General features: G+C 45.1%; 14 protein-coding genes and 2 pseudogenes. 6 read left to right on the top strand and 10 right to left on the bottom strand.

Annotated elements, in window-relative coordinates; translation table 11 throughout:
- Window positions 1-135: 135 nt before the first annotated feature.
- The gene (locus tag C6P11_RS00630; protein ID WP_135517964.1) at window positions 136-1,554 is read right to left on the bottom strand and encodes an APC family permease; all 1,419 of its coding nucleotides are present in this window, start codon (window positions 1,552-1,554) and stop codon (window positions 136-138) included.
- 478 nt (window positions 1,555-2,032) lie between these two features.
- On the opposite strand from C6P11_RS00630, the gene C6P11_RS00625 reads away from it, so the two are divergent.
- The gene (locus C6P11_RS00625) at window positions 2,033-3,424 is read left to right on the top strand and encodes an amino acid permease (RefSeq protein WP_135517963.1); all 1,392 of its coding nucleotides are present in this window, start codon (window positions 2,033-2,035) and stop codon (window positions 3,422-3,424) included.
- 50 nt (window positions 3,425-3,474) lie between these two features.
- Here C6P11_RS00625 and C6P11_RS00620 read toward each other — a convergent pair whose 3' ends face one another.
- From C6P11_RS00620 to C6P11_RS00610, 3 genes are all read right to left on the bottom strand, one after another.
- The gene (locus C6P11_RS00620) at window positions 3,475-4,800 is read right to left on the bottom strand and encodes an APC family permease (protein ID WP_135517962.1); all 1,326 of its coding nucleotides are present in this window, start codon (window positions 4,798-4,800) and stop codon (window positions 3,475-3,477) included.
- Window positions 4,801-5,186: 386 nt separating this feature from the next.
- Window positions 5,187-6,101 (bottom strand): GRP family sugar transporter, encoded by a 915-nt coding sequence (locus C6P11_RS00615; RefSeq protein ID WP_135517961.1) that lies wholly within the window; start codon window positions 6,099-6,101, stop codon window positions 5,187-5,189.
- Between the two features lie 140 nt (window positions 6,102-6,241).
- Window positions 6,242-7,606, bottom strand: coding sequence for an MFS transporter (locus tag C6P11_RS00610; RefSeq protein WP_135517960.1), 1,365 nt, complete (start codon window positions 7,604-7,606; stop codon window positions 6,242-6,244).
- A 281-nt stretch (window positions 7,607-7,887) separates the two neighbouring features.
- On the opposite strand from C6P11_RS00610, the gene C6P11_RS10860 reads away from it, so the two are divergent.
- Window positions 7,888-8,028 (top strand): hypothetical protein, encoded by a 141-nt coding sequence (locus C6P11_RS10860; RefSeq protein WP_004560182.1) that lies wholly within the window; start codon window positions 7,888-7,890, stop codon window positions 8,026-8,028.
- Between the two features lie 53 nt (window positions 8,029-8,081).
- Here C6P11_RS10860 and C6P11_RS00605 read toward each other — a convergent pair whose 3' ends face one another.
- The 4 genes from C6P11_RS00605 to C6P11_RS00590 all read right to left on the bottom strand — a co-directional run bounded on the left by C6P11_RS00605 (window position 8,082) and on the right by C6P11_RS00590 (window position 10,877).
- Window positions 8,082-8,567 carry a phosphatidylglycerophosphatase A family protein gene (locus tag C6P11_RS00605; RefSeq protein ID WP_004560183.1) on the bottom strand — a complete coding sequence of 162 codons (486 nt, stop codon included), beginning with the start codon at window positions 8,565-8,567 and terminating at the stop codon, window positions 8,082-8,084.
- A gap of 78 nt (window positions 8,568-8,645) precedes the next feature.
- Window positions 8,646-9,557 (bottom strand): NADP-dependent oxidoreductase, encoded by a 912-nt coding sequence (locus C6P11_RS00600; protein WP_135517959.1) that lies wholly within the window; start codon window positions 9,555-9,557, stop codon window positions 8,646-8,648.
- A 152-nt stretch (window positions 9,558-9,709) separates the two neighbouring features.
- Complete coding sequence (locus tag C6P11_RS00595; protein WP_210114209.1) at window positions 9,710-10,414, bottom strand: MIP/aquaporin family protein; 705 nt, start codon at window positions 10,412-10,414, stop codon at window positions 9,710-9,712.
- Window positions 10,415-10,538: 124 nt separating this feature from the next.
- Entirely contained in the window at window positions 10,539-10,877 is a 339-nt protein-coding gene (locus C6P11_RS00590) for a hypothetical protein (protein ID WP_135517958.1), read from the bottom strand.
- Between the two features lie 151 nt (window positions 10,878-11,028).
- Here C6P11_RS00590 and C6P11_RS00585 point away from each other — a divergent pair, with 151 nt between their 5' ends.
- The 4 genes from C6P11_RS00585 to C6P11_RS00570 all read left to right on the top strand — a co-directional run bounded on the left by C6P11_RS00585 (window position 11,029) and on the right by C6P11_RS00570 (window position 15,408).
- Window positions 11,029-11,694 carry an NAD(P)H-hydrate epimerase gene (locus tag C6P11_RS00585; protein WP_135517957.1) on the top strand — a complete coding sequence of 222 codons (666 nt, stop codon included), beginning with the start codon at window positions 11,029-11,031 and terminating at the stop codon, window positions 11,692-11,694.
- Complete coding sequence (locus C6P11_RS00580; RefSeq protein ID WP_135517956.1) at window positions 11,694-13,544, top strand: FAD/NAD(P)-binding protein; 1,851 nt, start codon at window positions 11,694-11,696, stop codon at window positions 13,542-13,544. The genes C6P11_RS00585 and C6P11_RS00580 overlap by 1 nt, the downstream gene beginning before the upstream one ends.
- A gap of 180 nt (window positions 13,545-13,724) precedes the next feature.
- Window positions 13,725-15,038, top strand: a complete 1,314-nt coding sequence (locus tag C6P11_RS00575; protein ID WP_135517955.1) for a Y-family DNA polymerase — start codon at window positions 13,725-13,727, stop codon at window positions 15,036-15,038.
- The gene (locus C6P11_RS00570) at window positions 15,031-15,408 is read left to right on the top strand and encodes a hypothetical protein (RefSeq protein WP_245299707.1); all 378 of its coding nucleotides are present in this window, start codon (window positions 15,031-15,033) and stop codon (window positions 15,406-15,408) included. The genes C6P11_RS00575 and C6P11_RS00570 overlap by 8 nt, the downstream gene beginning before the upstream one ends.
- A 32-nt stretch (window positions 15,409-15,440) precedes the next feature.
- Here the strand turns inward: C6P11_RS00570 and C6P11_RS00565 are convergent.
- Window positions 15,441-16,318 (bottom strand): annotated as a pseudogene (locus C6P11_RS00565) (ROK family protein).
- 27 nt (window positions 16,319-16,345) lie between these two features.
- A pseudogene (locus C6P11_RS00560) lies at window positions 16,346-17,299 on the bottom strand (GRP family sugar transporter).
- Window positions 17,300-17,604: the final 305 nt, after the last annotated feature.

Genomic DNA, 17,604 nt, shown 5'->3' with positions numbered 1-17,604 from the left:
CTCAAAAAACGCCCAATCGAAAAAAACACCCTGAAACCGTGCCAAGGTACTGGCAGTTTCAAGGTGATTTATCGTATTTTACTGATTTAGCTGTGGTTAAAAATTTAGTGCATGAATAATCCGGGTTAACTTATATTAACCCTTGTTACTGTGCTTAGCACCGTACAAGACGTAAACAATCGCTCCGATGACAACCCATCCAAGCGCCAAAATCAATGCATCCTTGTTCAATGAGAAGAACAATCCCAATGAAGCAAGCGCTGAGATGATTGGCAATACTGGATACCAAGGCATCTTGTAGCCTGAGTGATCAATATCTTCACGCTTACGCAACTTCAAAATACCAACTGAAGCAACGATAAAGGCAATCAACGTACCAGATGAAACCAAGTTAGCCAACATACCAACTGGGAAGACAGCGTCCAAGATAACACCCAAGACCGTCAAAACAACCGTTGCGTTAAATGGCAACCCACGTGAATCCAACTTTGCGAATGCTTGTGGCATCAAACCATCTCGACCGAATGAGTAAACCAAACGTGATCCACCGATCATCAAGGCAATCAAACCTGAGAACATTCCAACCAAAGCCACAACTGAAAGCAAGTTAGCCGTGAACAAGTGACCTGACTCACGTAATGCCCAAGCAGCAGGCTCGGCGTTGTTTGCGTACTTCGTGTACTTGTACATACCAGTCAAGACGCCAGCAACACCAACGAACAAAACCGTTGCAATCAACAACGTACCGATGATGGCACGTGGCATCGTGCGTTGTGCATCCTTAACTTCAGCTGAGTTAGCAGCGATTGTGTCAAATCCGATGTAAGCGAAGAAGACTTGTGCTGCACCCATGAAGATACCGTGGACACCACCAAAGTTCGTACCAGGCACGTGCTTAGGTACGAATGGCAACCAGTTTTGCAATTGAATTGCCGTGGCACCAACAACGATGAACAAGATGATAACCGCAATCTTACCGATAACCAACCAGTTTTCAATCTTGGCTGCACCCTTAACACCACGTGATACCAAGTGACCGACAACCAACAATGACAAAGCACCGAACAAGTCGAACCAAGTACCGTTACCTGCGTTAAATGATGCCGTTAGCGCCTTAGGAAGCGCAATTCCGAATCCTGATAAGAATCCTTGGAAGTATGATGACCATGATGCTGAGATTAGCGCCAAGGCAATCAAGTACTCAGCCAAAACAGCCCATCCTGACAACCAACCAATGAACTCACCGTAAATAACGTTTGCCCATGAGTAGATTGATCCGGCAAATGGCATTGCAGAAGCAAATTCTGAATATGCCAACGCTGACAAACCAGCGATAATGGCGGCAATTACGAATGACAAGACAACCGCAGGACCCGCATAATCAGCGGCCACGATTCCAGGCATCGTAAAGATACCAGCTCCAACAACAGTTCCAACACCCATGGCAATCATCTCACGCATGCCAAGGACTGGCTTCAAATGACCATCCTTGTCAGCGTAATTTTGCGGGTCTTCCTTTCGCGCCATGCGCGAGAACAAACTCTTTTGTTCCATAAAAACTCCTCGTTTCACTACTAAAACTAATAACCTAAAACACTATTATTGCACTCTAAATAATTAAAAAATGATGTGATTATTCTACATTTAAAACCGTTTACTGTCAACATAATTAGGCACCAGAAACGCCTAATTCTCGGATATTTCCGACTTTTTATTAAATATTTTTTCATAAAAACGTTTAACCGTCTGAGGAATTTTATGCACCTTTTTAACTTGCGCACTAAAAGTAATAATGATAAAATTTTAATCATTAAGTACAGAAAGGGCGGTCGTCATCATGATGAACGATTTCATTAATGCAAATCAACTTGTTGGTATGACAACCACCACCTCAACCACCATTTTTGCTGGTTGGGATATTTAATGTGCTGTTAACAAACGATATTAACAGACCGTCCAACCAGTTCGACACCCCATTGCGGTGCGCGTTCGGTTGGACGGTCTTTTTGTATACATAGAGGAGAATAGGAATATGGCAGATAAAAAACCAGAGGAAGTGCAGCTTAAGCGCTCCCTGACGTCAAATCAAATGCAGATGATTGCCCTCGGTGGCACGATTGGAGTTGGACTCTTTATGGGATCAACTTCTACCATTAAGTGGACCGGGCCTTCAGTTTTGCTAGCATACGCTTTCGTGGGGTTGCTTCTTTACCTTGTGATGCGTGCCTTGGGTGAGATGATTTTCATCAACCCAACGACCGGTTCATTTGCCGATTATGCAACGAATTACATTCACCCCTTGGCTGGTTACCTAACAAAGTGGAGTAACGTCTTCCAATATATCGTGGTTGGTATTAGTGAGGTTATTGCCGTTAGTACGTATTTGAATTACTGGTGGCCTAACCTACCCGGTTGGATTTCCGGCGTGGTGGTCATCGCAACTTTGACGCTGGCCAATCTCGCTTCCGCTAAAGCGTACGGTACGATGGAGTTCTACTTCGCGATGATTAAGGTTGTGACGATTATTTTGATGATTGTCATCGGTGTCATGGTCATCTTCCTCGGTCTAGGTAATCACTGGCACGCAATTGGCCTTTCAAACCTTTGGTCACACGGCGGTTTCTTTACCGGCGGTGTAAAGGGATTCATCTTCTCACTTTCAATTATCGTTGGTTCATATCAAGGAATCGAAGTACTTGGTATCACTGCTGGTGAAGCAGCTGATCCACGTAACGCCATTGTTAAGTCAGTTAAGTCAGTTGTTTGGCGTATCTTGATTTTCTACATTGGGGCTATCTTCGTTATCGTGACGATTTACCCTTGGAACCAATTGGCTGCCGTTGGTTCACCATTCGTTGAGACGTTCTCAAAGGTTGGTATCGCCGGTGCCGCTGGAATCATTAACTTTGTTGTTTTGACGGCTGCTATGTCAGGTGCCAACTCTGGTATCTACAGTTCAAGTCGTATGTTGTACAAGTTGTCTCGTGACAAGGAAACGTCAGGCATCTTCCAAAAGTTGTCTTCACACCAAGTTCCTTACGTTTCAATCTTGGGAATTTCAGGTGGTATCTTGCTTGGTTTGATTTTGAACACGGTTCTTTCAATCTACAGCAAGTCTACGGCTAACATCTTCGTGCTTGTTTATAGCTCAAGTGTGTTGCCTGGTATGGTACCTTGGTTCGTTATTTTGTGGTCAGAATTGTCATTCCGCCGTTCAAATAAAGAACTTTTAAAGGATCACCCATTCAAAATGCCGCTTTATCCACTATCAAATTACTTTGCCATCTTCGCCTTGTTGCTAATCGTTGTCTTCATGTTCATCAATCCTGAGACGCGTATCTCAGTTATGATTGGTGCTGGATTCTTGATTTTGCTATCAATTTTCTTCTTTGCTACGAACAAGCACAAGCAAATTGCTGAATAACTAAAATAGCGTCGCTACGAAATTTCGTAGCGACGCTATTTTTTTACACATTATTTCTTATTCTTGTAGTACAGGTAAACCGGCACACCAATACCCACGAAGATGAATGAAATCAACACCATCGTAAAGCTTGAGATCAACGTGTTTACCAAAATGAACAACGCTCCCAAGATGGCAACCAATGGGATGAATGGGAATAGCGGTACGCTAAACACTTCCGGATACTTTTCCAAGCCAGCCTTCTTATTACGGGCACGCAAGATGAAAATACCAAAGAACGTTGCCGTGTAGAACAACCAGATAACAAACACAGCCATGTCTGACAACCAGTCAGCCTTTGACGTGAACATCAACGCGCCAGCCAAGACAGCCGTCGTCCAAAGTGCGCCAACTGGTGCTTGCGCCTTGTTCAACGTTCCCAAGAACTTAGGTAACACACCGTCATGTGACATAGCATAAACCATTCGAGGAAATGCCAACATCTTACCATTCAATGTTCCAGCCATTGATACCAAGATACCAACTGACAACAAACGACCACCCAGCTCACCGAACGCTGACTTAGCCACTTCGAATGTGACATTGTTACCCAACTTCACGATTTGATCAGCTGGCATCGCACGGTAAACCCCGTATGACACACCAACATAGGCAATCATAACAATCAAGACACCCCAAATGATTGAACGTGGAATGTTACGACGCGGATCCTTCAATTCACCACCCAAGTTCGTCAACGTTGCCCAACCATCGTACGCAAACAGCGTTGCCAACACAGCCATTCCAAAGTTACCAGTTGCCGTTGATGATAATTGTGAAACCGTTTGTCCCAACGCATCAGCCTTACCGAAGAACAAACCGAACACCATCAACACGGCAATCGGAATCAACTTGATACTTGTTGTTGCGACTTGGAACATTGAGGCAATACGATTATCCGATGAATTCATCGCCGTTACCAACACCAACGCTGCCAACCCAATCCAGACAACACTGCTCTCTGGCAAACCAAAGAAGTTCGCAAACAAGTAAGCAAAGTAAGCTGAGATCGAGGCTACGATAGCTGGTGCATAGACAACAACTTGCGTCCAACCAGTCAAGAATCCCCAAAACTTACCATACAACTTTTCCATGTATGTATAGATACCACCCGTTTGCGGGATGTGCGCCCCGATTTCAGAAATCGTCAAACCGGCCGCCAACGTTACCACACCACCAGCAATCCAGGCCCACAAAGCACCCGTTGTGCTACCAGCGGTCTCCAAAACTTGCCCTTGCTTGAAGAAAATACCCGATCCAATAACCGTTCCGATAACGATTGAAATACCCGTCCAAACACCCATTGAGCGTTTCAAATGTCGTTCATTGCCTACCATAATGTCTACCTCATCTTTCCTTAAAGCCCCTAAGTATACAAAAAAGCCACTCAACCCCTGATACGCCTATACAGTCTGTGTATAAGGGTACCAACATGGTTGAGTGGCTTTGTGAAATACAATTATTATTGCACGTCAAAGTTACTCAACCACAAACGGGTGGTTGAGTCAGAGGACGTCGTCATGATCATAGCTGTGCTAATTCGGTTATTCATAGGTCTGCCCTCCTTTTGGCGTTTTTAGTATGGTTAGAACTTTATCATCTAGGTGTAGTGTTTGTCTAGCCTTTTCTCATTTTGTTTACATTTTTAATTTTTGTGGTTTTTGGAATTAAACAAAAAATCCATCATTCGCAAGTATACGAATGATGGATTAAAACCTACATATTAACCGGCCATTGTGACCAAGATGCCACCTAGCATAACGAAGATAGCACCAATTCCAATTCCGATGATTTGGCGCTTCGTCTTGCGCTCCTTCAAGATGATGATGGCACCCATCGTTGAAACAATGATTCCCATTTGTGACAACGTCGATGCCTTGGCTTGTCCAACTGCTGGATTCAACACTGCCAGACGGATCATCACTTCACCAGTCCCCCACATCACACCAGCGATTCCGTTCTTAGCCGTTTCCTTCGTCAACAATGGCAAACTCAAGTTACCACCGTTGAAGATGATGATACCGAAGACCAACGCACCGATTGTTTGTCCGATGGCAATTGGCAATGACAAGGCCATTGTGTTGTGCAACGTACCTGTGTTTACGTGAACCAAATCAAGAATGGCAACCGTCTTAGGAATCATGAAGTAAATCATGTAGGCAAAGACTGAGATGGCCGTTAGACGAACACCGTCTTTGTTCAAATTAGATGGCTTACCTGAAATCAAGAACACACCAACAATTACTGAGGCGATGGCCAACAAACCAATTGTCCATTGGTGTGCGCCCGTCCATTCACCGAACACGGCTGCACCGACCAAGGCATTCACAGCAATTTGTCCGGCAGTATTCAAACCTGACGCTTGTGACACACCCATCTTCTTGAAGGCGGCTAGTTGGAAACTAGTTCCAGCTGCCCACGCAATTCCTGAAAGAATGTACGTCAATCCCGCCATGCTAAACACAACTGATTTGGTTGGTGCTTCAATGTATGCGTAAACGCCAACAACAATTGAAAATACAAGTGATCCAAGTGCACCACCCAAAATTTGATTTGCGACACGACCACCAGCCCAGCCGTTCACAATTCCCATCGCACCCCACAAAACCGCAGGAATCAAAGCAAACATAATTGACATGTACCAATTCTCTCTTTCAATCTCTTAATCAATGTAAATTACTATAGCACCGTGCATTAACCGCGCGAATTAAAAAGGGAATAAAATAGACCAATTGTCAAATTGGCGTATACCATTTCTGACAATTGGTCTAGTTTTTACTATTGAATTGCTTCTGAACCTGCATCCTTAGGCAGCGTCAAAATCTCCAACATTGGGATGATGGCGAATACACCCAGAACAACGAAGCCCCATGAGTACGCACCTTGTAGTGAGAAGTGCGTTTGGAACAAGTGGATAATCACAGTAATCAATGAAATACCTAATCCTTGTCCCATACTTTGTGTAACCGCCGTTAACGTGTTGGCGCCATTACGATCTTCTGGCGCAATTTCAGTGAATTGCAACCCGTTATATGACGTAAACGCCAACGAACGGCCGACACCAGAAATCAATGCCAACAACATAATCCAAACTGCTGGTGACGTTGGACGTACCAATGCCAAGGCAAATGAACTTAAAGCTAGCATTGAAAATGAGGCAACCAACGCACCACGGAAGCCCAAATTGCGAATGATTGGATTCGTGAATGGCTTGATACCAATATTACCAACGAAGATAAACAACACATACCAACCGGCACGTGCAGCCGTCCAGCCAAATACCGTTTGGAGCAATACTGTCAAAACGTATGGCAAACTAGCAATCGTAACTTGGAAGATTGTCCCACCAGTTTGGAAAACACGGAACGTCGGTACCTTCATGGCATCAACTGAGAATAATGGATTCTCAGCCTTACGCAAGTGGAAGAAGACATTCACACCCAACAAGATACCGATGACTACCAGAATCAAGCCGTACCAAACAACCGTACCGGTGCGAGCGACCATTTCTGCTCCAGCCAACAAAGCAACTGATGCCAAGGCTAACTCAATGAAACCACGCACGTCAAAGGCACGCGCTTGCTTAACCTCATCCTTTGGCAACAAATGCATCCCGATCAAAAAGGCGATAATACCGATTGGCAAATTAATCAAGAAAATCCAGTGCCACGTGAAGTATGTGACGAACATACCACCAATCACTGGCGCCAACGCTGGCGCAACCAACGATGGCCACACTAGATAACTAATCATACGCAACAATTGATTAGCCGGCGTCTTTTCCAACACAATTAAGCGCGCTGTTGGCGTCATCATGGCACCAGCGATTCCTTGAATCACACGCATTGTTAATAGCACGGCGAAATTTGGTGCCAAGGCACTACCCAAAGAACTGATTGTAAACAATGCCACAGCCAATAACCAAATACGCTTATTTCCTAAACGTTGCGCAATCCAACCACTCAATGGAATAAATACGGCAACCGCAATCATATATGTACTTACCAACAGACCAATCGTGGCAGCAGACACATTAAAATTCTGCGCCATTTTTGGCAACGCCGTCGTGACGATTGTACCGTCCATGACATCCATAAATAAACTAGCTGCCATCAATAAGGCAACTTTTATTTCTCTACTCATTTTCCCACCTTACGATCCTATGTTTTCTCGATCTGATTGTTTCATGTGAAACAATCGGTCGGATTTTATGTATCTCTCCCCTATATGAGAGACAAAACTACGAGAAACTATGCTACGCCTTTTAAATACACCGCGCAAGAAATATTGTCATGCAAATTTTTACGAATCATTTAAACACATGATTTAACAAATCAGCGATAAAGCGCTACACTAATAAACGTAGACATACACGCCGGGCCAAACACCTGACGCGCAATTAATGTGCAGGAGGTAATGGAATTATGTCACAAAAGAATAAGTTGAAGAAGTTGTTGGAAAAGAAGGGGATTGAGTCAATTAACGTTGACGGTACACCAACACCTGTTCAAAGCGCCAAGGAGCTCGATTTGATTGAAGCTGCCAAGGCAAACGGCATCATGTAATTCTGACTATACAAAATAGGACGCACAACCATTTGGCTGTGCGTCCTATTTTTTCAATCGTGTGCGATACGCGCTTGTGCTGCAGCGGCGATGGCTGACACGATATCATCAATAAACGTGTTCACACGGCCACCGCGGTGTTGTTCGTCGTTCAAACGACCAACGATACCTGGCTTCATGCGATCAAGGTAACCAAAATTCGTCCATGAAATCGTGCCGTACACACCCAAAATTGACATAACCAATTGTTCATCAATACCATATGTGCCGTGGTCACGGTCGATACGGCTTTGCAATGGTTGTGGCAATTGCTTTGCTTCTGCTAAGTCATCGATAGCTAGACCGGTCATGACCGCATCTTGCACCTCAGTCTTGTGCAAAACGTGTTGCACTGAATCAATCGCATCATCCATCGTCAAATCAGGAATAATCGCACGTTGTCCAAACAAGACTAACTCTGCAATATCCTTCAACTCAACACCACGCGCATTAAGCATCGCAACAACATCTTCGTAATAATCACGTTCTGTAAATAACATAATAATAAATCCCTCTACCCGTATTGTAACAACAGGCGATTGTTTCACATGAAACAATCGCCTGATTTTAATCTTTAATTAAAAGGTAAATACCGTCTTACCTGCCAATGAGGCTTGGCGAGCAGCTGCGTGTGCTTCACGCAAGGCTTCAACTGAGAATGGCTTAACATCCCCAACCTTAACAACAATCTTACCAGCTGCCATATCATCCAACAACGCTGCCAAGTTTGGACGCTTTCCGTTTTGATAAGTGTGTACTGCATCAATATCAAACTTACTGATGGCTTCTTCATCAAAACCAGTCAAGTTACGCAACTTACCGCCTTGCTTCAAAACCTTCGCAGATTGGATGGCGACATCCCCACCGATCGTATCCAGCACTGCATCAAAGTCTGACAAGTCATTCTCATAAGCAGTGTGATAATCAACTGGCGTCACATCCCCCAATGACTTTAGATAGTCAAAGTCAGCTGGCTTTGCCGTTGCATAGACAACTGCACCACGGTTCAAAGCTGCTTGAATCGCAACAGAACCAACACTACCAGCACCACCTTGAATCAAAACCTTTTGACCAGGTTGCACATCCAAATCATCCGTAATCATTTGGTACCCAGTTGCTGCACCCACAACAGCCGCAACTGCGTGAACATCATCGACACCTTCTGGCACCTTAGCAACTGCAGATTGACCAACCGGAACTTCTTCGGCATACGTTTGGTGGTGACGCGTTGCAGCGACACGATCACCAACCTTGAAGTCAGTGACTTCTTCACCAACTGCAATCACTTCACCAACGACACTTGAGCCAGGAATCAATGGTAGCTTATCAGCCTCACCCATCAATCCTTGCACAAACTTCACGTCATAAGGATCAATTGCAGTTGCATGATTCTTAACCAATACTTGCTTCTTCAAAATCTTAGGTGTGTCGACTTCAACTTTCTCAAGTACATCAACGTCCCCAAATGCCTTAATTTGTACTGCCTTCATGATGAAATCCCTCCTTGGTTTGACCAATCTTGATTTGTTGATTTTATTTTAGCCTCTTTCGTCACGAGTGTACAAAATAAAGGCATTATTTTCGTCCTGAAAACAAAAATGCGTATCGTCACATAGACGATACGCATTTTACTGATTGATTATTAGTCTTCTTCAGAACCCAAACCAAACTTAGCAACTACGGCTGCCAAAGCGGCACCAACCAATGGACCTACGATGTAGGCACCAATGTTAGTCAATGCAGCTGATGAACCGAAGATTGCAAGGAAGGCAGCAGGTGCCAATGAACGTGCAGGGTTCAATGAAGCACCAGTTGCTTGCAAACCAAGCATAATCAAAGCAGCCAAAGTCAAACCAATGACGAATGGTGCAACTGATGAGATAGCTGCGTTCTTCTTAGCCGTAACCATCAAGATTACCAAGACAAAGACGAACGTCAAGAATGCTTCGATCAATGAAGCTGACAAGAATGAAATTGGTGACGTAAAGTTCGTTTGACCAAATCCAACTTGCTTAATCGTTGCTGCTGGAGCACCGAAAGCCTTCATGAATCCCAAAACAACGGCTGAACCTGCAAAGGCACCGATGATTTGTGAAACAACGTAACCCAAGAAATCCATCCATGAGATGCGACCGTTAATGGCAGCAGCAAATGAAACGGCTGGGTTAAAGTGACCACCTGAGATTGAACCAAAGGCGTATGCTCCGGCTACAACAGCCAAACCAAAGGCCAAGGCAACTGGCAATGGACCAGTTTGAGTTCCGACGAAGACAACAACGCCAGTTCCCATGGCAACCAACATCAACGTTCCGAAGAACTCGGCAAGATACTTGCGCATGTTTTCCATGATAAAAAACTCCCTTATTCTATTGGTACGAGAATCGTACGAGATTAATAATTTCTGTTCCTACTATATAACACAACCAGTCTTAAATTCAGCTTTAAGGCCTGGCATTAAAAGAAATTTAAGTTTAACGACCGATGATTTTGCTTGCCGCACGGTCTAGTGCAAGCCAAACATTCATGGCATTTGCCTTAAATTGCTCGATGTAGCTAGGTTGTTCATCTTCCAGCTTTGCTTCGCCTTCATAGGCGTTACCAATACCGAATACTTGTAGGGCGCGGAAATCTTCATCCCAACGAACCGTAAAGTAATTACCTTCCATGCGCTCATCGATAATGTCTTGGAAACCTAGCTTTAGCGCTTCCTTGATCACATCATCTTCACTAACTGGGAAGCCACGCGCTGCCATCAAAGCAACACGGTCAGCCACTTGCGTCATATTTTCTGGGATTGATCCTTCATTCATTACGAATAGTCCTTCTTTCCTTCACTTACTTTGTGTCAATCTAAACACGCTCCTAAAGACATTTTAGCAGTGACTTGCGATATAATAAACTGTGAACGTCCTAATCGACGTTTTTGCTATTATACCTATTAAATTAAGGAGGTTACTTTTCATGGTTGAAGCAGTAACCGCACAAGACATGCAACGATTCGATCGTTACACGATCGAAGAAATTGGTGTGCCCTCATTAGTGTTGATGGAGCGCGCCGCAATGTCTGTGATTGATGTTCTCGCAGCTGGGTCATTCGACTTGGCTAACGTCCTCGTCATCGCCGGTTTGGGTAACAACGGTGGTGATGGTGTCGCTATTGCGCGTATGTTGACCCAAAAGGGCGTCAACGTCGACCTACTTATCTTAGGCGATGAACACCGTGCAACGGCTAACACAGCTACCCAATTGAAGATTGCTCGCGGATACGGCATTGAAACGCAAAATCGTGTCCGTGATTTCCGTAATTACACTGTTATCGTCGACGCTTTGTTTGGAATTGGCCTTTCTAAACCCGTTCCAAGCAAATTTGGTGATATTATTAAACGAGTAAATGCCGCAAACATTCCAGTTGTCTCAGTTGATGTGCCTTCTGGTTTGCACGCGACAACGGGAGAAATCCTTGGCTCTGCCATTCGTGCCACCGCAACAGTAACCTTTGCCTACCCAAAGCAAGGGTTGCTACAAAACGAAGGCTTGAAGCGTGCCGGTAACATCTACGTGAAGGATATCGGTATCTATTCACCCGAAGAATTAGCAGCATTTAAGCAGGAAGAGAGTGAGAACTAATGAATATTGCATTGGTCGGAGCTGGTCCTCGAAACTTGACGTTGGTTGAGCGCTTGATGGCGCACGCCAAGAAGACGACTGACCCCGTAGACATTACGTTATACGACCCATTTCCAATCGGAGGTCGTGTTTGGAATCCAGATCAAGATCCAACATTTTTGATGAACACTGTGACGCAACAATTGACGTTGTTCACAGATTCATCAGTTCCTAACCATGCATCTACTGCCCTATACGGACCTAACTTCTACGAGTGGGCTGTAACTTACGGTAAGGAATATGTTAAGATGCACAACTTCGAAAACGAAGCTTACTTCTTGGACGAGTTGACGCGTATTAACCCTAACCGTTTCACTTCACGTGCTTTGTTCGGTGTGTACTCACAATGGTTCTTTGAACACTTGGGTGCCCACGTACCAGCTAACGTGACGTTGTCATACGAGCGCAAGTCTGTTTCAGACGTTGTGAAGCATGGCGATGAGTACACGGTAACTTTGGACGACAATTCATCAGTTAAGGCTGATCACGTCGTTATGGCTTTGGGTCACGTTGATAACGACTTGGACGACGAGCAAAAGGTTTTCGCTGCCGCAGCAGATGAAAATGCTGACTTGTTGTACGTTGCACCAACGCACCCATCAGAGGCCGACTTGGATGCTGTGCCAGCACGCGAAAAGGTTGTTTTGCGTGGTTTGGGATTGAGTTTCTTTGACTACATCGCTAAGTTGACAATCAGCCGTGGCGGACGCTTCTCTCGTGACAACAACGGGGTCTTGTACTACTTGCCATCAGGTAAGGAGCCACACATGATCGCCGGTTCTCGCAAGGGATTGCCTATGCACGCCCGTGGTGTTAACCAAAAGGTCGAAGCTGAAGGTTACCAACCAAAGTTCTTTACGAGCGAAAACTTGGACGCCTTGGCTGCAAAGTCAAATGGTCAAGTGTCTTACGATGAATTCTTCACGTTGTTGCGTAAGGAATTGGAGTACAAGCACTACCAAAACACGATTAACGACTTGGGTGTAACATGGCCATTTAACGCTGAAACGTTTATGAACGCTTTGGCCGAGAGTGACGATTTGAACGAAACTGCTCGTAAGTTTGGTGTCGCTGAAGAGTACATCATGGATTGGGAGCGTATTTTGAACCCAGTTAATGATGTACCTGCTGAAGTTGAATACAGCGACTTCATGATGAACTACCTAACTTGGGACATTAACGACGCTTACCAAGGTAACAACGATGCGCCATATGCAGGTGCCTTCGACATGTTGCGTGACGTTCGTGGTATCATCCGTCACTACTTGGACGCTGGTTACTTGTCAGCTGACGAGTATGCCAAGTTCCTTTCAAAGTTCAACCCATTCAACTCATTGATTTCCGTTGGACCTCCTGTCCTACGTGTTGAGCAAATGCGTGCTTTGATTGAAGCTGGCGTTTTGACGATTGCTGGACCTGGCTTGGCCGTTTCTGTCCAAGACGATCACTACCTAGCAACAGACAACCGTGGTAACTCATGGGCGGTTAATAACCTAGTTGAGGCCCGTTTGTTCTCTGTTTCATTGGCAAACTCAGTTAACCCATTGGTTGCTAACTTGCGTGATCGTGGCGTTTTGAGCGCTGCAGAATACACAAAGGCTGATGGCTCAACTTATGTTGTCGGTGGTACTCGTATGAACAAGGAAACGTTGGTTGTTATCGATGAAAACGATAACGAAGTCGACGGCTTGTACGTATGGGGTGTCCCTACTGAAGGTTGGTCATGGTTCACGACGTTTGCACCTCGTTCAGGTGTTAACGACAAGAACTTGCGTGATGCTGAAAACATCGCCCACCACATCTTTGGTTAATCATTAGACATTAAAAGTAATAGCACCAACTCGCATAACCATGCGGGTTGGTGCTATTTTTTTGTTAAAAACACCGTCATACCAGGCGTTTTCGTATTTGCAAAGATTTTCTAAAGGGTGTATATTAGGTTTATCCTAACGTTAGGATAAACCTAATATACACAAATAGAGGTCATTCTGATGGTCGATGTCTACCAAAAAGAAACCGCCAGGCACGTAATGGTTATCGACTCAAAAAGCTTTTATGCGAGCGTTGAAAGTGTCGATTTGGGACTCAACCCCCTCAAATCACTCCTGGTCGTAATGAGTCAACAAGAAAACACAAACGGCGGCCTTGTCTTAGCTGCCTCACCCCAAGCTAAAAAGGTCCTTGGGGTATCCAACGTTATGCGTCAACGTGACGTACCACGCGATCCACGATTGGCAATCGTCCAACCCCGTATGAATTACTATATTCAAAAAAACAAACAAATTAATGACATTTATCGGAAGTTTGTCGCCGACGAGGATTTGCACATCTATTCAATCGACGAATCATTACTCGATTTGACTGATAGCTGGCGTTACTTAGAGTCCAAATATCATCGCACCCTGACAAACTACGAAGTTGCGCGGATCATTCAACAAGAAGTCCGTGACGCAACTGGCATCTACCTAACAGTCGGCATTGGTGACAACCCTGCCATGGCTAAGATGGCGCTCGATTTAACCGCTAAGCATGCTGATGATTTAATTGGTGAATGGCATTATGACACCATCCCCGACGTTTTATGGCCCATCGAAAAGCTTGATGACGTTTGGAGCATCGGGTCACGTACCGCAAAAAAATTACGACGCTTAGGTATTTTTTCAATGCGTGATTTGGCTGCAGCAAACCCCTACCGGCTTAAAGAAAAATTCGGCGTTAAAGGCGTCGAACTTTACGCACTGGCTTGGGGCATTGACCGTAGTTTGATTAAACAAAAATATCGGCCAAAAGAGAGTTCGTTTAGTAACGGGCAAGTTCTGCCGCGCGACTACGACAATCCGACCGAAATTGAAGTCGTGATTCGTGAAATTGGTGAGCAAGTCGCGAGTCGTTTGCGTGCCAAGCACGTGGTTGCCAGTCAAATTAGCCTTGGCATCGGCTTTGGATATCGCGAAACAAACCAAACACACGGTTTCGGTGGCCAGATAACGATCGATGCCACCAATCTCAGTTTGCCAATTACCAATGCACTCCGCGATATTTTTAGGCAACATTACGAGGGACAAGTCGTGCGCAACGTTTACGTCAGTGCCGGCCGTTTAGCACCTGAAGGCGTTGAACAAATTGACCTATTTACCCCGGTCGTGATTAATACGCGCCAACGAACCATCGATACCGTCATCGATGATATTCGCAAAAAATTTGGCGTTGGCGCTGTCTTCAAAAGCTCTAGCGTTGCCGGCGGTACGATGCTTAACCGTATCGGTCTAGTTGGTGGTCACAACGGAGGAAACGCTTATGGATGATGAACAGGATATGTTCGAACGGGCGGCCTACTTTTTCAGCCACGATTATCAAGATCGTGGCATGGTGAAATGGCAAGGCTACTACCTTTCTGACCACACCGAAGACGTTAAAAATAAGGAAGCCTTAGAATTAGCCCGCCAAAATCGTAAACGCATGCCAGAAATGACCTTAACCGATATGACAGCGATTTTATTCGACGCTTTTGGCCGACATGAAGAAGTGGCCGTGCAAGAAAATTATTCAGATACAGATGGTGCGGTGCCACCCATCATCACCGGGTTAGTCACTGGCTATACCGACTCAGACATCATTATCGGTGACACCCGTATTCCGTTATCTAATTTGTGGTGGGCGCAAAAAACGCAGTGATTCAATGTGCGAATCACTGCGTTTTTCATTAATTAAGCTTCAACCAATTGCTTTGCTAAATAGAAGCAACCTAGAATACCGGCGTTGTCGCCGTTTCCGACCGTCACCAAATACTTATCCAAATCATCAACTGGTAGGTAATCCGCCAATTGTTCCGCAAATGACTTGCGCACCATTGGCAACAACACTTCACGGTGTGGCACCCCCCACCAAATACAATGCGATCCGGACGCAAAATAACGGTGTAAGTCACAGCTGCTTGCGCCAAGTAGTACGCTTCGATTTCCCACGCTAAGTGATCATCTGGCAATGACTTTGCTGATTCTTGCCAACGGTCTTCGATGGCCGGACCGGCTGCCAACCCTTCCAAGCAGTTATCGCCATGAAATGGGCAGTGACCGACGTAACTGTCTTGCGGGTGCTTACGCATCATAATGTGCCCAGCTTCAGGGTGTGAATTACCACTCAGTAGCTGTCCGTGCTGAATAATCCCTGCACCGACACCCGTCCCGACCGTTAGATACACAACATTTTCCACGTCTTTTGCCGCCCCTGATACATACTCAGCCCAGCCGGCACCATTCACATCAGTCGTCCAGTAGTACGGGATGTCGCGCCATGCCTGCATCGCACCCAAGAAATCATATCCTGACCAACCACGCTTCGGTGTATCTAAGACATACCCATATGTGCGACTATCCGGATTAATATCAATCGGTCCAAATGCTGCAATTCCGATGGCTGCGATGTCATCATAACGATCAAAGAAATCGATCACCTGAGCAATAGTCCCCGCACCGTCCAACGTCGGAAAACTTTCACGCGCGACCACAACATCTGGATTTTCAACATCCGCCACCGCAACGACAAACTTTGTACCACCTGCTTCAATAGCTCCCAAAAGTGCCATAATTTTAATTCCCCCAATTTAAAACACTTACAATACTGACAACTTCGAAATCAAAATTGCCCCCACGATTACTAATACCGTTCCCAAGAAAATATATCCCATCTGGCGGGTCGTTTTACGTTCACCAAGAATGAAAATGGCCCCAAACGTCCCAACAATAATTCCTGTCTGAGAAAGGGTTGTCGCTGTTGCTTGCCCCACTTCTGGATTTCCCGTTGAGATGAACATAAAGACATTTCCGAGCGCCCAAACTAACCCCGTGATAATTTGACGCGCTGTGCCAATTTTGAAGATGTTACGTGTCTCCTTAAAGTAGAAGGCCACAATCAGCCATGCACCCAGAATTTGTCCAATTGACTATGGTGCAACAATGGCTGTCATGTAATCCAACCCGTTATTTTGGTTATGGATGGCATCTGAAATGTAGCCCCACTTATTCAACAAATTCGGCAAAACGAAATACATCATAAAGGCCAGTGTAGAGACGATGACTGCCGTCACACCACCTTTGAAATCACGTTCCGGATTGGTTTCAACCGGCGCATTTTTATCGCGGACCGTCGTCAAAAGCGCCCCACCGGTTACTAACGCGATTGATAGCAAGCCAAAGAACCACATGCGGCCTGTGTGCCATTCACCCAGCACCGCAGCTGCCATCAAGGCATTTCCAACGATTTGACCAGATGTCGACAACGGATTTCCAATCGACACCCCTAACTTCTTAAAGCCAATCAGTTGACCAACCTGACCAACTGCCCAGATCAATCCTGAGATAAATCCTACCAACCAAATGCGTGAATTAAATGCATAATCCATGCCGGCATTCGGAATAACGAAAAATGCCAATGTACCGAAGCCGAGCAAGATGGCTCCAATCGTCATTCCCATGATGCCTTGAGCAGCTGTTCCACCGGCCTTGGTGGTCACAATTCCTACTGACCCCCAGGCTAATGCTGGTACCAACGCAATCAATATCGACATATCAATAATTCCCCCTAATCAAAAACTTTCTATCAACATGTATTACGCTACTCGAGTGAAAACGCTTTCACAAGTTTCGTTTTTTAACGAGCCGTCATTTTTTAGATAGATGCACAAAAAAGCCGGATGACATTGACCATTAAATCAATATCATCCAGCTGATTAATTACATATTAACCCCGGATTATTCATGCACTAAATTTTTAACCACAGCTAAATCAGTAAAATACGATAAATCACCTTGAAACTGCCAGTACCTTGGCACGGTTTCAGGGTGTTTTTTTCGATTGGGCGTTTTTTGAGAA

Source organism: Weissella confusa, from assembly GCF_004766315.1.
Lineage (GTDB): Bacteria > Bacillota > Bacilli > Lactobacillales > Lactobacillaceae > Weissella > Weissella confusa_A.
The sequence above is the reverse complement of the archived record's forward strand: the minus strand, read 5'-3'. Positions and strand labels throughout refer to the sequence as shown.

Coding starts and splice junctions, on each gene's coding strand:
- C6P11_RS00575 (WP_135517955.1), top strand. CDS start 13,725: ATGGTCGATGTCTACCAAAAAGAAACCGCCAGGCACGTAATGGTTATC.
- C6P11_RS00595 (WP_210114209.1), bottom strand. CDS start 10,414: ATGGAAAACATGCGCAAGTATCTTGCCGAGTTCTTCGGAACGTTGATG.
- C6P11_RS00615 (WP_135517961.1), bottom strand. CDS start 6,101: ATGTCAATTATGTTTGCTTTGATTCCTGCGGTTTTGTGGGGTGCGATG.
- C6P11_RS00585 (WP_135517957.1), top strand. CDS start 11,029: ATGGTTGAAGCAGTAACCGCACAAGACATGCAACGATTCGATCGTTAC.
- C6P11_RS00570 (WP_245299707.1), top strand. CDS start 15,031: ATGGATGATGAACAGGATATGTTCGAACGGGCGGCCTACTTTTTCAGC.
- C6P11_RS00580 (WP_135517956.1), top strand. CDS start 11,694: ATGAATATTGCATTGGTCGGAGCTGGTCCTCGAAACTTGACGTTGGTT.
- C6P11_RS00630 (WP_135517964.1), bottom strand. CDS start 1,554: ATGGAACAAAAGAGTTTGTTCTCGCGCATGGCGCGAAAGGAAGACCCG.
- C6P11_RS00610 (WP_135517960.1), bottom strand. CDS start 7,606: ATGAGTAGAGAAATAAAAGTTGCCTTATTGATGGCAGCTAGTTTATTT.
- C6P11_RS00620 (WP_135517962.1), bottom strand. CDS start 4,800: ATGGTAGGCAATGAACGACATTTGAAACGCTCAATGGGTGTTTGGACG.
- C6P11_RS00625 (WP_135517963.1), top strand. CDS start 2,033: ATGGCAGATAAAAAACCAGAGGAAGTGCAGCTTAAGCGCTCCCTGACG.
- C6P11_RS00605 (WP_004560183.1), bottom strand. CDS start 8,567: ATGTTATTTACAGAACGTGATTATTACGAAGATGTTGTTGCGATGCTT.
- C6P11_RS00590 (WP_135517958.1), bottom strand. CDS start 10,877: ATGAATGAAGGATCAATCCCAGAAAATATGACGCAAGTGGCTGACCGT.
- C6P11_RS00600 (WP_135517959.1), bottom strand. CDS start 9,557: ATGAAGGCAGTACAAATTAAGGCATTTGGGGACGTTGATGTACTTGAG.
- C6P11_RS10860 (WP_004560182.1), top strand. CDS start 7,888: ATGTCACAAAAGAATAAGTTGAAGAAGTTGTTGGAAAAGAAGGGGATT.